The sequence below is a fragment of the Providencia sp. CIM-Carb-044 genome, assembly GCF_033901115.1.
In the GTDB taxonomy this organism is placed as follows: domain Bacteria; phylum Pseudomonadota; class Gammaproteobacteria; order Enterobacterales; family Enterobacteriaceae; genus Providencia; species Providencia hangzhouensis.
In genome coordinates this window covers 134,296-150,132 of sequence record NZ_JAXADV010000002.1, presented here as the reverse complement: position 1 = coordinate 150,132, position 15,837 = coordinate 134,296, and the positions used below count along the sequence as shown (strand labels likewise).

Genomic DNA, 15,837 nt, shown 5'->3' with positions numbered 1-15,837 from the left:
TTATCATTCGCTAGCATGTTGTAACTAAATGATTGAGGCCAACTAAAAATGAAAAGCGCTTCACATACAGAATACGTGAAGCGCTAATTAGTCAAAATAAGGCTTACAGTTGTTGAGATAACTGTTCCATCGCCTGCATAATTCGCTTATCCGAAATTGGATATGGCGTTCCAAGCTGCTGGGCAAACAGACTGACTCTCAGTTCTTCAATCATCCAGCGAATTTCTTGGACTTCTGGCATATTTCTCTGAACTGGAGATAATTTTACTAACCATTGCTGCCACATATTCTGAACATGCTCTACTTTACTCAGTTGTGCACGATCTCGGTTAGGATCAATAGCTAGTTTTTCTAATCGCCGCTCTATTCCATTTAAATAACGAAGAATATCAGGTAAGCGTTTCCAACCATGAGTAGTCACAAAACCTTTAAACACTAAGTTCGACATTTGTGTTTTTATATCCGATAACGCTATTGCCATCGAAAAATCAACCCGCCCTTTTAGACGTTTATTGATTGCAAACACCGCCGTTAATATTTGTTCAACTTGCTTAGCAATATTAACAACCACATCATTTAATTCTGCCCGTGCAAGCTCTTTCAGTTTTTCAAACTGTTCTTCATTCCATACCGCGCCACCAAAATCAGAGATTATTTGGTCGACACCACAAGCAATACAATCATCTATTAACTCCAATACCTTGCCATAGGGGTTAAAGTACAAACCCAATTTTGATTTATTGGGTAGTTTTTCATGTAAATACTTAATTGGCGATGGAATATTTAACAGTAATAATCGACGCACCCCAGCCCACATTGCTTGCTGCTGTTCTAATTCTGTTTCAAACACCTTGATACCAACACTATTTCTTTCATCGACTAATGCAGGATAAGCTTTAACGGAATATCCGCCTCTCTTTTGCTCATAGCGTTGAGGTAATTCACCAAAACTCCAAATATGTAACCCATGTTGCTCAATACCGTCATCTACAACTTCAGACAACGTTTCTTGCACTTTTTCTTTTAGGCTATTTTTTAGCTCATCAAGATTTTGCCCTTCCGCAACGGTTTTATTTTTGTCGCCTACAACACGATATGTCATTTTTAAATGAGCGGGAAGTTGCTCTAATTGCCATGATTCACGTTCAACAGTGACGCCTGTCATACGGCGTAATTCACGTTCAAGTTTATCCAATACACTCCCCTCAGGCTCAGGGACTCGTTCTAAAAATGCAGAAGCATAGTTAGGTGCAGGAACAAAATTTCGCCTAATTGGTTTAGGTAATGATTTAATTAAAGCAACGATTAACTCATGACGCAGTCCCGGAACTTGCCAATCAAAGCCAATATTCTGAACCTGATTCAATATCGCAAGTGGTACATGGACAGTCACTCCATCTGCATCAGTTCCTGGCTCAAATTGATAACTCAACCGAAATTTCAAATCCCCTTGATACCAATAGTTTGGGTAATCAAGAGCCGAAACATTACTCGCATCCTCCTTGATCAGCATACTTTTTTCAAAGCTTAACAAGTCAGATTGTTGCTTAGATGCCTTTTTCCACCAATTATCAAAATGACGAGAGGAAATCACATCATTCGGGATCCGTTGGTCATAAAATGCAAATAACGTTTCATCATCAACTAAAATGTCACGCCGACGTGATTTATGCTCCAAATCTTCGACTTCAGATAATAATTTCAGATTTTCTTTAAAGAATGCGTGGCGTGTGACCCAATCCCCTTCAACCAATGCATGACGAATAAATAATTCACGGCATAATAACGGGTCAATATTCCCATAATTAACCTGCCTTGATGCAACAATGGGTAGCCCATATAAAGTCACTTTTTCTGACGCCATTACCGCGCCTTCAGATTTAGACCAATGAGGCTCACTATAACTATGTTTAGTTAAATGTTCTGCTAAGGGTTCAACCCACTCAACATCGATTGATGCGGCAATTCTTCCCCATAATTTCGACGTTTCAACAAGTTCCGCAACCATTGCCCATTTCGGTGGTTTTTTAAATAAACCCGACCCAGGAAAAATAGTAAAACGTGCATTTCTAGCCCCAGTAAACTCGTGTTTATCTGCATCTTTTTGTCCAATATGTGAAAGCAGCCCAGCCAATAACGAAACGTGAATGCTCCGAAAATCAGCCTCCGCACTATTAATGGCAAAACCTTGCTCTTTTACCACTTGCCTCAATTGGGTATACAAATCTTGCCATTCCCGAATACGCAAATAATTAAGAAAATCTTGGCGACACATTTTTCTAAATTGAGCGTTAGAAAGCTGTGTTTGTTGTTCTTTTAAGTAATCCCAAAGATTTAAAAAAGCTAAGAAATCTGATTGCTTATCATGGAAACGACGATGTTTTTCATCGGCAGCTTGCTGTTTGTCTAACGGTCTCTCCCTAGGGTCTTGAATTGATAATGCAGAAACAATCACCATTGTTTCACGTACTGCCCCGTGTTTACGTGCTTCAATCACCATACGAGCAAGTCTTGGGTCAACAGGAAGCTGGGCTAACTGCCTGCCTATATCCGTTAGTTGATACCCTTTATCCGCCTGTTTATGGGACTTAATGGCACCTAGCTCCTCCAGTAATTTCACACCATCTTGGATATTACGTTTATCTGGAGCCTCCACAAATGGAAATGCAGAAATATCACCAAGACCAATAGAAGTCATTTGTAATATAACTGACGCTAAATTCGTCCGTAAAATTTCAGGGTCCGTGAACTCTGGGCGTGATAAGAAGTCATCTTCTGTGTATAAACGAATACAAATCCCGTCAGAAACACGGCCACAGCGCCCCTTACGTTGGTTAGCTGAAGCTTGAGAAATGGCTTCAACAGGAAGACGTTGTACTTTGGTACGGTAACTATAACGACTGATTCGTGCATAACCGGTATCAATGACATATTTTATACCCGGTACAGTTAATGATGTTTCTGCTACGTTTGTTGCAAGAATGATCCGCCGTCCCCCATGAGGATGGAAGATACGATTTTGCTCACTATTCGAGAGCCTTGCGAAAAGAGGTAAGATTTCAGTGTGGCGTAAAGAAAGTTTTGATAACGCATCGGCGGTATCACGAATTTCCCGCTCACCACTCATAAAAATCAATATATCGCCATTACCTTCAACCGATAGTTCATTTACCGCATCAATTATCCCATCAATTTGGTCACGGTCACTATCGTTCTGGTCTCCCATGATAGGACGATAACGAACTTCAACAGGATAGGTACGCCCAGACACTTCAACAATTGGGGCATGACTAAAGTGCTTCGAAAAACGCTCAGGGTCAATGGTTGCTGATGTAATAATAACTTTTAAATCAGGACGTTTTGGTAATAATTGACGTAAATAACCTAAAATAAAGTCGATATTCAGGCTTCTTTCGTGAGCCTCATCGATAATAATAGTGTCATATTGCAGCAGCAATTTGTCATTTTGTAGTTCTGCAAGCAAGATACCATCAGTCATCAATTTGACTTGAGTCGTTTCACTCACTTGGTCACTAAAGCGTACTTTATAACCAACATTTGTACCTAATTCACATTCAAGTTCTTGAGCTAAACGTGACGCAACTGAGCGCGCGGCTAAACGTCTTGGTTGAGTGTGACCAATAAACCCTAGAACCCCTCTGCCAAGTTCAAGGCAAATTTTGGGGATTTGCGTTGTTTTACCTGACCCAGTTTCACCAGCAATAATAACAACTTGATGATTTTTAATGGCATCTAAAATGACATCTTTCTTCTGGCTGACCGGTAAATTATCCGGATACACAATTTTAGGCGCATTTAATCGTTTAATTTCAACCTTTTGCTTTGCCTTTTCAATATCTATTTTGATAGCATCAAGTACCGCAGAGCGCGATTTTTCGTTCTGGATCTTTGCAATACCTTGCACTCTTTTTTTCAGTAACCATTGGTCACGTAATGAAGTTTGTCCAATATCAGCGGTTAATGCTGTCAGTATGGATTTCACCTGTTGAATCCTTATCTTTAATAAATTTCAATACACGATAGCCAATCAGCTTCGCAATTTGTGAGGGCTAAATTTCGCTTTTATTTTTAATTGTTGTTATCACATAAAAATACCATCAATTTTTTTGAAGAAAGCTATCTAATATTTTTCCTATCAATCAGTTACACATCACGTATTATTACCAATAAAGTTTTACCTAAAAAATAGAGGAACACATGAGTAAAGTATTACTATTGAAATCAAGTATTCTGGCTGACTATTCACAAAGCAATAAAATGGCAGATTACTTTATTCAACAATGGCAGGAAAAACACTCAGCAGATACAGTAACTGTACGAGATTTAGTCAAAGAGCCAATTCCAGCGATTGACGGTGAAATTTTAGCAGCTTTTGGTCCAAGTGACACGAAAACAGAACAACAACAAGCACATTTGGACCTGTCAAATGCATTGATTGAGGAAATTAAAGCTCACGATGTGATTGTTATTGCAGCTCCGATGTATAACTTTACGATTTCTTCTCATTTAAAACACTATTTCGACTTTATCGCTCGCTCAGGGCACACGTTTAAATATACAGAACAAGGTTCTGTTGGCTTATTAAAAGACAAGCGCGCATATGTATTAACGAGTCGAGGCGGTATTTATAAAGACACACCAACAGATACCATGGTGCCTTATTTAACACTATTTCTAAATTTCATTGGTATTACCGACGTTGAGTTCGTTTTTGCTGAAGGCACGTCGTTAGGCCAAGAGTCAGTCGAACGAGCACATCAACAAGCACAAAGCCATATAAATACCATTATTGCTTAAAATATATCCTTTTAAGCATGGTATTGTTAAAACCCAAAGCTACTATTGCTATATCTTGCGCACTTTCTGAGTGCGCTTTTTATTTCTTTTGTAACCATTGACCATTAATTCCGCGCACAAACTCCCCAGGATTAGCCCGTTCTACAAGTTTTTGTCCTGCTATCCTTGCGACATCATTTGTTTTTAGATTATTTTTTGCAGCAATTTCGCTGTATCTTTTTTCCCGTTCTTGGTTAATTTGTGCCGCTAGTTTAGTAGCCTCTGGATTACTCGTATTAATTGGAGCTAAATACCCCGATAACGTTTCCCCTAATAGACCTGTTTCTTTGGCCTCATCAACCGTTATTGCTATAGCCTGAAAGGTAGTCAATAACGAACACAGGGCAAATACTTTGATTATTCGATTCATTTTGGGTTTACCTCACCGAACAAATCACTATTTTCTTTCAATAATTCTTCTACTTGCCTATCCGCTTTTATTTGGATTTCATGTTCAATTTTTACATTCATATTAATATTGATGGGTTTATCCGGTGTTGCGACCTCAACTCGCAAACAAGCTGATAACAACAACACAATCGATATAGCTGTAGTGAATTTTAATATTTTCACGTTCATTCTTATGCTCATTATAAATTTTTTTCCAACCACTCTTCTAAAGAGCTACCAAATCGTAAACTACGCCATAATTGAAAGATATTTTCTTCATGTTGATAATGCAAATGAACTTCGCGTTTTTTCTTTTCTTGCGTGTTATACCCTTCAAGGATTGTTGTCATCTTTAACAGCCCTAAGTTTGTGACATTAACATCTGTACGGCTGCGTTTTATTTCCAAATATTGTAACCAACCCATGGCCGAACCCGCAGATATATTATCCTCTCGGATAGAATCAACAAATTGGGTATCTAACCGTAACGTTAATGGCCCACTATTTTCTAACCATCCATCTTTAACTATCCATTCCGGATTATTTAAATAAAAAGGTAATTCGCCATTAACTTTACCGGAGACAGCAAATTGCGACACTTTTAGTATGGTAAATAACTGGCTAAGTTCAATCTGCTTTAATTTTATCGTAGAGGCTTGAGTTTGTGGCCAGCGCAGTAAATCCATCGATATTTCACCTCCTAATGTTTTAAAGCCTACATTAGTCAGTTTTAATGGCGAATTTTCCGTTGGCGGATAAGAGCCAGAGAGATCGGCTTTAATGTCAGTTAATTCGAATAAATTATTGAGCTGTTTAATACGCAACTCAACGGGTGCTTTTCCCCCCAAAGTCCAGGTACTTTGTTTTAAACGCCACGGTAAAACAAAATCTAATCCTGATAATTCGCCATCTTTTAACCAAAGGCTAGTATTCTCGACACGCCAATGTCCTCCAGCAATAAAACCCTCTTCCGGTGTTATTGAAAAAGCGGCTTGAGAAAATAATTTGCCTTGTTTTAATTCAATTCCAAGGTCAGCAGGAATTAACGTTTGAAAAGCTGTGACCGACTGTTCAGGCCAACGAGCTTCCCCTCTTAATCTTTCACCGTCCCAGCGCCCAAAGATGACTATTGGCCCGACATCTTTAGTACTTAAATCTCCTTTAAGTTGAAACTCAGCAGGAGATTTTCCCCTAAGATCTGCGTTTAATGTGATCCTTGGCAGATAACTTTCAGTGCCGAATTGCATCCGTTCACTGGTAAGCTGTAATTTTCCATTAAAACTGGCTTTATTCTGATCACGTTGCCAAATCAATGGGTTACTTAGCTGTAAACGTGGAGCCCTCATCGATAAAAGCCCATATTGTATTTGGTCAAACCCTGTATTTAAGCTATTTAATGTGATTAAAGTGTCCTGCCAACTCCCATTACCCTTAATATCCCAATTAGCTGATAATGAGGGCAAATTGGCATTTCCCCAATAATTCCAAAACCATTTTCCCTTATCTAAGGTAAATTTATTAGCTTTGCCATCCAAATGAATATCAAAACTCCCCCAATATTGCTCTTTAATTTTTAGAATAGCTTGTAAACGTCCTGAAATACCCTCTTCACCTAACGATGTTCCTGCAAGTGGTAATCTAGCTTCATTAAGAACCAGTGTTTCCGAAAGACGGCCATAAGCTCTTAATAATGAACTGGATAAAAAAGAAATTTTGGGGGCAGCTAACTGGCCTGAAACCTTTGCAGGCAAATTAATATCCAGCACCATATCATCATATTTAACTTGGCCATGTAACCTAAAATTAATATCAGCATTGAGTAAATTTATCTGAGTAGATGGCACAGCTAAGACAATATTGGCTTTCCCTTTCTTTGCTTGTGTGAGCATATTAATACGCCCAGAAAATACCATTTCACTTAATGTATTATCCCAGTTATCAACTTGAAAGCTGATACCGCCTTGTAAAGGGATATCTGCTTCTTTCCATTGCCACTTACCTTGCGCTATTTGTATTCGAGAAGGCGATAGTGACCATGGTAAATAAAGCAATTCTTCCTTTGTGTCTGTATCCATGACGCTAAAGACACCTTGGTCATTCAACCAACTGAATTTAGCTTGTAAGAATTTTTCTGGGTTGATTAACTTAAAATAAGCATTCAACTCCCCTTTTTCTGGAAGCTGATTTGCCATTAAGGGGAGCTGCACATCACCAAATAATTCTATTGTTTGCTTTTGTTCTGGTAGAAATGCTAAAAAATTTTGAATGACTAATTGGTGTTCCGTATTAATTAAAGATGACAACCTTAAATTGTCGCCCCTAAAATCAAACTCTAGAGGGTTAACCTGATTTTTACGCAACCAAATACTGCCTTGGTAATCACTCCATGGCTGTATGTTGGTATTATTGATAACTAATGAAAAAACCGGAATATTATCGATAAGTTCTGCAATATTAATCGGTTCATTATCCATTTCATTCGTTGGCTCAAGAGCACTCAAACATTCAGTTTTAACATCAAGGTCATCCACAATAGCGTGCAAGGGAAAGATAGAAAGTCTTGTGCTATTCAACTGAACTAATGTGCAATTATTTGCTGTTATACTGATATTTGCTATATCCAACTGGCCATGACTAATTCTTGGTTCTGAAAACGACAGTTTAAATGGCTTAGGAAGATAGTGTGATGCAACAACTGGAGCCCAATGGGATATCGTTATCCATAAAAGTATTAAGAGAGCAATGCTTCCACCCAAAAAGCAGAGTAATATTCTGAATGCTCTTTTCATTAACTGCATTACTACATCCCTTGTTTGAATTGTTCTATAGCGCAAGTGATAAATTTCAACAAAATTTCCTCATTAAACACGATACTAACAAAGATAAACCACATTCAATCGTAAACAGATACCTATTTTCTTAATTTATAGGTGATTTACAAACTTAATTGTCTTATTCTGAGTTTATATTTTGTAGGTACACCTTTTTACCTACTCTTTTCTAATTGGTTCCTAAAAATTGGAGTCTTCATGATGAAAATTGTTTCTTATAGTACCAAACAGTATGACCGCAAGCACATGGAACAAGTTAATCAAAATTCTGGATTTAATTTTAGTATTGAATATTTTGATTTTCCATTGACCGTTCAGACAGCTAAAAATGCTGTTGGTGCAGATGCTATCTGTATTTTCGTTAACGATGAAGCTAATCGTGCTGTTTTAGAAGAACTTGCCGCACTCAATATTCGAATTTTAGCTTTACGTTGCGCTGGTTTTAACAATGTTGATTTACAAGCTGCTAAAGAATTAGGTATTCAAGTTGTCCGTGTTCCTGCTTATTCTCCTGAAGCCGTTGCCGAACATACTGTTGGTATGATGCTCTGCCTTAACCGTAGGATCCACCGAGCATACCAACGTACTCGAGATGCAAATTTTTCTCTCGAAGGATTAACAGGTTTTAATATGCATAACCGCACTGCTGGAATTATTGGTACCGGAAAAATTGGCCAAGCGACGCTACGTATTTTAAAGGGATTTGGAATGCGCCTACTCGCACACGACCCATACCCGAACCAAGCTGTTTTAGATATGGGCGCTGAATACGTTGACTTGGATACTTTATATGAACAATCAGATATTATTTCCCTTCATTGCCCATTAACACCTGAGAATCATCACCTACTCGATGAAAATGCATTCAAAAAGATGAAAAATGGGGTCATGATCATCAATACAAGCCGAGGCGCGTTAGTCGATTCTGTTGCAGCAATCAATGCACTAAAATTACAGAAAATTGGCGCTTTAGGTATGGATGTATATGAAAATGAACGTGATTTATTTTTCGAAGATAAATCTAATGATGTAATTCAAGATGATGTTTTTCGTCGGCTTTCTTCTTGTCACAATGTGTTATTTACCGGGCATCAAGCGTTTTTAACGGAAGAAGCATTAACAAGTATCAGTCAAACTACGCTTAATAATATCCGTCAAATTAGTCATGGGGAAACTTGCCCTAATATTGTTAACGCATAGTTGGATCGGGAACTATGAAACGCCTAATTCCACTTACTATTTTGGGTTTATTGCTAGCAGCATGCCAAACTCATCAAGTCAATGCGCGTAATGATGACCAAGCACTTGAAAATAAGTTGATGCATCATCGTTTTATTTTAACTGAAGTGAATGGTAAGACGATTAGTAGCAAGCAAACTGTACCTTCCCTTGCTTTTGGCGAGAAAATGTTTGTTTCTGCATCAATGTGTAATGATTTTAACGGATTTGGCAATATCAAAAACGCAAAAATCACCGTAAAAAACTTAAGTAAAACTGAACTCGAATGTGTTGATGAAGATTTATCTAAATGGGATTCAATGATAAATCGAGTACTGTCTGATGGCGCAGTTATTTCATTAAACAACAACCAGCTAGTATTAATTCAAGGTCATTACAAATTAGTTTATACACTACGTGACTACGTCCATTAATGAATTATCCTGTACAACCGCCTCTTTTAGAGGCGGTATACGTTTGCCATAACCCACTGAACTGGCAGCCAAATAGGCTATTTCGCCTGTTCAAATAGCAAGTTAATATTCGAGGTTTTTGCAATTCGCTCCATATAATCCCGAATATTTGTGCTAAACGATAAGTGCTCAACTATGCTCAAACTACGTAAGGTTGGAAAAATAATAAAATCATTAATATCAATGTGTTCACCACGTGTTTCTAACCACGCATCTAATAAAGACAATTGGGGCTCTAATTCAACTAGCAACGTATAAGTTTCTTTTTTAAACTCGTTTAAGTCACCATAAGATTTTGATGTTCTAGCGATATATGCCGCCCTCGCTTCTGCTGTACTAATTTCAGGGAAATCAGTTTGTGTAAAACGTGGTGTCACAAGCTTATATACCACAGCAGAAACCGCTTTAGACCAAGCCTCTACTTCAGGGGTTATGTTTCCTCCTGCATATTTAGGTTCATTAATGCTATCTACATAATGAACAATATCTAAGCTTTCAGGTAAATAACTTCCATCGTCTTTTTGTAAGATAGGTAACATTTTTCGACCTATCATTTTTGTTGGCGTTTCTATGTCATCATCGAATAAAACGATTTGCTCTACTGCTAACTTTTTTAAACCAAAAATCATTCTAGCTCTAACACAAAATGGGCAGTGGTCATAAATATACAATTTCATTGTGGACCTCACTAATTTGGTAATGAAAGTGCCAATAGGTTTTATACAGTATACTTGAGTACCCACATTTATGCCTTATCACGCTTGTAAAAATTTGTTTAGCGCGAGGAAAAATATATATAATAAAGTGCACAATACCTCAATAATAAAATCTAGGTCGTGGCATATTATGTCTGATGAAGAAGTTCCATTAACAGAGTAATCATTTAAGATGATTTAAGCATTGAGTTAATATCAATTAAATTAATATGTCATAAATATCATTGATTTATTTTCTATCTTTAATTTTAATAACTAAATACTTTAAGTAAAAATTAAGTAAAAAACAAAAAGTTAACATGCCGTAACGATATATTAACTTTGCTTCCTGATAATTTTATCACAACAACAAGGATGCAATAATTTGATTTTAAAGAAAAATAAAACAAAATAACTATAAAGGAAATTTAAAATTTATATTTTTCGCTATGAAAAATAGTAACGATAGATATTTTTACTTATTCAACAACAATAACCACATTAAAAGTAATGCTATCTTATTGCAAATAACCAAACTAAAAATAGCGATTTTCATCATAATTATGTTCATTAAAACTTTTAAATCTATTTATTTTTTAATATACTATGAAACGTAATTTGAATTAAGTGCATTAAATAACAACTTTTCATATAAATTGAGGATGTCATATGGACATTCATACTATAATTGGTATAAAAATAAAAAACCGGAGAAAAGAGCTCGGTCTATCAGGTGCGAATTTAGCTGATAAATTAAATTTAAGTCAACAGCAAATATCTCGTTATGAAAATGGTATTAACAAAATTCCAATTAATCATTTAGTGGATATTGCTGAAGCATTAAATTGCCCTATTGAATGGTTTTTCCAAGGTTATGTAAGCAATTCAAAATCAAATAAAAATGAACCATCTAATGAACTCAACCAAGAGCTAATATATACAGCTGAAAGTGTCATTGCCCCCTCTAAAGATAACTTTTAATGTAAATAAAAAATTAATTTATATAAATAAAATGCAAGTAACATAGACATTTCTATCCCGTGTTATTTGTACTTCACTTTCTTTAGAACTATAAAAGTAAAAAGGCTAATCCTCTATATGAAGATTAGCCATACATTTAAATTTCATAAAATTAACTAATGGTTTTAGCAATAAATTTTATATATAATATTTTAATCATAGGTAATATTGAAAACCATTTTAGAATTCACTTCTCCAGCAGAGATTGTTCGTTCATACTGGTAATAACGAGCTTTATAATTTAAGTCAAGATATTTTGTTTGCCGGTCAACTAAATTTCCAACTTTATATTTTTCATTAAACATAAGTGATTTATTAGTCTTACGCTCTAAAACTTGTATACCAACTCCCGCAGCTCCACTGGTGGATTTATTTTGATTAACCAAAACACCTTGTCGATTATTCATGTTTTTTGGAATATCACCACTAAAAGTCATATTAACATTTGCAAAACCAGAAATACTGACACCACCGCTGCATATTAAGCGAATATCAAAATCTTTTTCACCTGCCGTTGTTCCAATACCATTTAATTGTGAACGTTTAATTGGATCAAGATAAACATTTTTTTCGGTTCCCCCCTCAATTTGGCAAGACGGAGAAACTATTGTTATCGCTTCAGCATCTAATTTCGTGACCAAAAATGGGTTATTATTTGGAATGTACCCATAAGATGTATAAAGACCACTGGCTATAGTTCCTGAGCCTGTAACAGGAGCGGTTTTCACTAAAGTCAAAATAAACTTTGATCCCGCAAGATAATAATTACTTGAGCTAGGAGCATAAAATGTATCCGGATACGTCATTCTCACTGCACCTTCACGGTGAAATTTCATGCCAATTCCAGGAACGTTTGTTTGGTAAACCTTATTTCCTACTGGAACTAAACTTGGCATAGTAACCGAAGCCGTTATCGGTGTATTTCTTGTACAATACGCATATATTGCACTTGAGTTTTCCCGCATATCCCAAGTTTGCTCCGCAATGGTATCCCCAACCTTTAAGTTAGGGTCTACCACAACTCTCCCCATCTGCATATTTAATACATATGTCCGAGTTGAGGTTCTATCACAATACGCAGAAACGTAACTAGCGGTAAGAAATACACCAACTCCGATATACATACGAATTTGTTTCGTTATTGACATAAACTTTCCTTACTATTGCTAGCTTCTAAAGAAAATGAACACTGCCCATTATCCCATTTTATAATTGCAACTTTTGCAGTTTCACTACTAATAAATACGGTTCCACCTTGACCAACGATACCTATAGACTCACCATTTATATCAGTAACGTTAGCCCCAAATGGCAATGGTTTATTTCCAGGTCTTACAACATTAAATGCAATATTTTTTTCGACCTTAGTACTAAATTTAACCTTAACGATGCTTCCTTCATAAGGAACGACTTGTGTGGCCGTATTTTCAAAAACAATATCTTCAGGACTTCCTTTCGGATCAATTTCTACATTATTAATACGATAAGCCCTAACATAAGGAGCAACAGCATAACCATTTCCATCGATACGAGTTCCAGGTGCACCCATGATTGATGCGCCTTCCGCTCCTTTCGCTTCGATCAGAGCTATCGTTGTTGAAGTATTCGGTGTTAATGTTACGCCCTCAGAATGCACAATAACCGAACCATTTGCACCAAGACCGAACTGACGATATCCCTGACCTTGGCTATAATTCGCATTCGTATTAACAAATGGTGTACGGTAACCTGTGTTCAAACCAATATTCTTCTGTCCACCGTTTGCAACAGAGGTATTTACGCCATAAGTCCAATTATTATCCCTATCGAATGCACCACTCGCACCGATTTGGCTAGAACCAAATTTTTCATTATTGAATGTCGTATTTGAGGTCAGTGTTGCACTCTGACTTTCGCCAAAATACAGTGGGTAACTAAAGTTTATATTAATACGATCATCTTTCTTATTATTCGTATTATCTGCATAAACTCTCATAAATGCGACACCATAAGAAAGACGGTTAAAGTTATTGTTATAACTTAATTGATATTGCTTTTCTGTCCCCGACTTATCCCAATAATTAGAAATACGTCCCGTAAAATAAATCCCACCGTAACCATCAGGAAGATTTTGATTTACTGTATAGCTGAAACCATTTTTCTCACGTCCTAAAGTATTCTCTACACCACGCTTATCATTATCTATCGCATATAATGCATTGCTGACGTTATAGTAATCCTTCGTTGAATACCTATAAGCAGCTAGCACTAAGTTAGTATCAGTTTGAGTAAATAAACGACTAAAAGTTAAACGGTAGCTTTGCCCATTTTCTGTTTTATATTTGAATGCCGTTCTCGACTGAGTTAAATCTACAGCAATTGCACCAAACCCTGTGTTAACACCGGTACCTACTAAGTAGGCTTGATAATCATCAAATGCAGTGACGCCGCCATATAGCGTAAATGTATTATTTAAGCCATGCTGAATAGTACCCTGCATAATAAATGGACGATGTCTCAATCCATCAGCATCCGCTTTACCACCAGAAACTTGATAACGTGTAAAACCAGGACGTAATAACTGTGCTAATGAAGAATATGGCACGCTAAAGCTGCTTTCACTTCCATCAGCTTCTTTTACCGTTACAACTAAATCATTTCCGTAACCTGATGGATAGACATCCGTTAAGCTGAAAGGTCCTGGCGCAACAGTTGTTTGATAAATAATAGAATTATTTTGCGTTACCGTTACTAAAGCATTACTTTGTGCTATTCCCCTAATCTCAGGCGCGTATGTTGACATTCCATCAGGATACATATTGTCATCTGTTGCTATTTTTGCGCCTCGTAAACTAATACTGTCAAAGAGATCACCATCTGTATAAAACTGTCCTGCTGTCGCTTTTGACTTTAGTTCGGTTATTGGTTTCTGCAGATATGTTTGATTACTATTCCAATTCGTTCCATCGTGACGTTGCCAGTTAAGATTTCCAATATGTTTAAGCAACCATCCATCAAAGCTTAAACCAGCATTCAGCCCCAAATAAGCACTGGCGTTATTAGTTCCTTTTGAACCACTAGTATGGTTATCATAATAGTTAGCCATATAACCGATATTTAGTGCAGGAATTCCCGTTTCCCAAAATTGGGGAGAAACATAACCACGGGAAATTCTCTGTTCATATATTTGCGGAACAGAAATATCTAAACGCAATGTAGAAGAATGAAATGTATCAACGACGTCTTTTTGGTCATTCCAGTCTTTTAATGGTAAACAAGCATTACTATCTTTACTAACTGTAGGGTTTAGTTTTTCAATATTAATACCAAAATCAGATAGCATTTGTGGTGTATAACAGACTACTAATTGACCACTTTTCTCTCTTCAAAATTAAGGTCGTAGCGTCCCTTCCAATTGTTATTTGTATATACGTCAACTGAATATTTTCCGGGACTAATCCCTGAAGAATTGAAACGTGTTAAATCAACATCTTCTTTACTACCTATAATAAAACCACTATTAAATTCATAGGTTGTATCTTCTTCACCCCAAGCATAAAACGTAGGCACTATGCATGCAGTGACAAAGCAAGTCACAGAGAGCGTATTGCTATATTTATTTATTAACTCTCGCTGTTTCATTATATATTCCTATTTAACGGTGGTTTTCACCGAAATATCTGAACCATAATCATTAATATTATTAATTACGATATGACTTCCTGACCTTACGACTTGTTTTAATTCAACTATCATTTGAGATTTCGGTTCTAATAAAATTGTTTTTTCATTCAACCCAGATTTACCATCCGTTGAAATTTTTGTAATAGTAATATAATAAGGTGTCGGATTATCTATAATAATACTCTTCCCATTTGCTTTTATAACAAGTTGCTCTGGCGCTAATTCACGGCTACTCAGGCCTGTTGGCCGATAAAAGAATTTAAATCTAGAGCGGATCGCTAATTGCAATACATTCTGACTATCGCCTTCTTTAGCTTTAGCCATAGGGGGAATATCTAATATATTCAACCACCATAAGCTTTCGCGATCCTGAGGAATGCTTCCTTTATCCATTAATTTAATTCGTAAAGTTTGTCCACCTTTAGCTTCTACACGAGAGATTGGCGGTGTAATCTGAAATGGTGTTTTTATCGTATCCGGTGTTTCTGACGCATCACCTGTATCAAGCCACGCCTGTGCAATTGCAGGACGGTCGGCAGTGTTATTTAATTGCACGGTAATTTCTTTTTCATTTCCAGGATAAATAAACCGTGTACCATTAACGATAATATTATTAGCAAATGAATGCGTACTGAAAATGAAGCAGAAGATAAATACTATTGCTTTCATTTGATCCTCAAAATAAAAGCG

Annotated in this window: 11 protein-coding genes and 1 pseudogene; 4 read left to right on the top strand and 8 right to left on the bottom strand. The window is 36.6% G+C overall.

Annotation, left to right across the window (positions count from 1 at the left end; all coding sequences use genetic code 11):
* Positions 1–103: 103 nt before the first annotated feature.
* Positions 104–4,003 carry an ATP-dependent RNA helicase HrpA gene (hrpA, locus tag SJ312_RS03965; RefSeq protein WP_319866993.1) on the bottom strand — a complete coding sequence of 1,300 codons (3,900 nt, stop codon included), beginning with the start codon at positions 4,001–4,003 and terminating at the stop codon, positions 104–106.
* A 215-nt stretch (positions 4,004–4,218) separates the two neighbouring features.
* Between hrpA and SJ312_RS03960 the strand changes: the two genes are divergently transcribed.
* Positions 4,219–4,818: an FMN-dependent NADH-azoreductase gene (locus SJ312_RS03960; protein WP_140172448.1), complete on the top strand. Its 600-nt coding sequence runs from the start codon at positions 4,219–4,221 to the stop codon at positions 4,816–4,818.
* A 79-nt stretch (positions 4,819–4,897) separates the two neighbouring features.
* On the opposite strand, the gene SJ312_RS03955 is transcribed toward SJ312_RS03960, so the two are convergent.
* Genes SJ312_RS03955 through SJ312_RS03945 form a run of 3 tightly spaced genes read right to left on the bottom strand, consistent with a single transcriptional unit; the run spans position 4,898 to position 8,045 of the window.
* Positions 4,898–5,227, bottom strand: coding sequence for a YdbL family protein (locus SJ312_RS03955; protein ID WP_153673452.1), 330 nt, complete (start codon positions 5,225–5,227; stop codon positions 4,898–4,900).
* Entirely contained in the window at positions 5,224–5,436 is a 213-nt protein-coding gene (locus SJ312_RS03950) for a YnbE family lipoprotein (RefSeq protein ID WP_050763751.1), read from the bottom strand. Before SJ312_RS03950 ends, SJ312_RS03955 begins: the two co-directional genes overlap by 4 nt.
* Positions 5,437–5,447: 11 nt before the next feature.
* Entirely contained in the window at positions 5,448–8,045 is a 2,598-nt protein-coding gene (locus SJ312_RS03945; RefSeq protein WP_286180575.1) for a YdbH family protein, read from the bottom strand.
* Positions 8,046–8,279: 234 nt separating this feature from the next.
* Between SJ312_RS03945 and SJ312_RS03940 the strand changes: the two genes are divergently transcribed.
* The gene (locus tag SJ312_RS03940; RefSeq protein WP_094963091.1) at positions 8,280–9,278 is read left to right on the top strand and encodes a 2-hydroxyacid dehydrogenase; all 999 of its coding nucleotides are present in this window, start codon (positions 8,280–8,282) and stop codon (positions 9,276–9,278) included.
* Positions 9,279–9,292: 14 nt separating this feature from the next.
* Positions 9,293–9,730, top strand: a complete 438-nt coding sequence (locus tag SJ312_RS03935) for an META domain-containing protein (protein ID WP_094963074.1) — start codon at positions 9,293–9,295, stop codon at positions 9,728–9,730.
* Between the two features lie 77 nt (positions 9,731–9,807).
* Here SJ312_RS03935 and grxB read toward each other — a convergent pair whose 3' ends face one another.
* Positions 9,808–10,446, bottom strand: a complete 639-nt coding sequence (gene grxB, locus SJ312_RS03930) for a glutaredoxin 2 (RefSeq protein ID WP_198633393.1) — start codon at positions 10,444–10,446, stop codon at positions 9,808–9,810.
* 687 nt (positions 10,447–11,133) lie between these two features.
* Between grxB and SJ312_RS03925 the strand changes: the two genes are divergently transcribed.
* Entirely contained in the window at positions 11,134–11,445 is a 312-nt protein-coding gene (locus SJ312_RS03925; RefSeq protein WP_004254881.1) for a helix-turn-helix domain-containing protein, read from the top strand.
* Positions 11,446–11,636: 191 nt separating this feature from the next.
* Here SJ312_RS03925 and SJ312_RS03920 read toward each other — a convergent pair whose 3' ends face one another.
* The 3 genes and pseudogenes from SJ312_RS03920 to SJ312_RS03905 all read right to left on the bottom strand — a co-directional run bounded on the left by SJ312_RS03920 (position 11,637) and on the right by SJ312_RS03905 (position 15,816).
* Positions 11,637–12,632: a fimbrial protein gene (locus SJ312_RS03920; protein ID WP_004254884.1), complete on the bottom strand. Its 996-nt coding sequence runs from the start codon at positions 12,630–12,632 to the stop codon at positions 11,637–11,639.
* Positions 12,623–15,105: pseudogene (locus SJ312_RS03915) on the bottom strand (fimbria/pilus outer membrane usher protein). The gene SJ312_RS03920 and the pseudogene SJ312_RS03915 overlap by 10 nt, the downstream one beginning before the upstream one ends.
* A 9-nt stretch (positions 15,106–15,114) precedes the next feature.
* Entirely contained in the window at positions 15,115–15,816 is a 702-nt protein-coding gene (locus SJ312_RS03905; RefSeq protein ID WP_004254911.1) for a molecular chaperone, read from the bottom strand.
* Positions 15,817–15,837: the final 21 nt, after the last annotated feature.

Excerpts from the sequence above, each read along its gene's own strand:
- SJ312_RS03960 (WP_140172448.1), top strand. The coding sequence starts at position 4,219 with ATGAGTAAAGTATTACTATTGAAATCAAGTATTCTGGCTGACTATTCA.
- SJ312_RS03955 (WP_153673452.1), bottom strand. The coding sequence starts at position 5,227 with ATGAATCGAATAATCAAAGTATTTGCCCTGTGTTCGTTATTGACTACC.
- SJ312_RS03950 (WP_050763751.1), bottom strand. The coding sequence starts at position 5,436 with ATGAACGTGAAAATATTAAAATTCACTACAGCTATATCGATTGTGTTG.
- SJ312_RS03945 (WP_286180575.1), bottom strand. The coding sequence starts at position 8,045 with ATGCAGTTAATGAAAAGAGCATTCAGAATATTACTCTGCTTTTTGGGT.
- SJ312_RS03940 (WP_094963091.1), top strand. The coding sequence starts at position 8,280 with ATGAAAATTGTTTCTTATAGTACCAAACAGTATGACCGCAAGCACATG.
- SJ312_RS03935 (WP_094963074.1), top strand. The coding sequence starts at position 9,293 with ATGAAACGCCTAATTCCACTTACTATTTTGGGTTTATTGCTAGCAGCA.
- grxB (WP_198633393.1), bottom strand. The coding sequence starts at position 10,446 with ATGAAATTGTATATTTATGACCACTGCCCATTTTGTGTTAGAGCTAGA.
- SJ312_RS03925 (WP_004254881.1), top strand. The coding sequence starts at position 11,134 with ATGGACATTCATACTATAATTGGTATAAAAATAAAAAACCGGAGAAAA.
- SJ312_RS03920 (WP_004254884.1), bottom strand. The coding sequence starts at position 12,632 with ATGTCAATAACGAAACAAATTCGTATGTATATCGGAGTTGGTGTATTT.
- SJ312_RS03905 (WP_004254911.1), bottom strand. The coding sequence starts at position 15,816 with ATGAAAGCAATAGTATTTATCTTCTGCTTCATTTTCAGTACGCATTCA.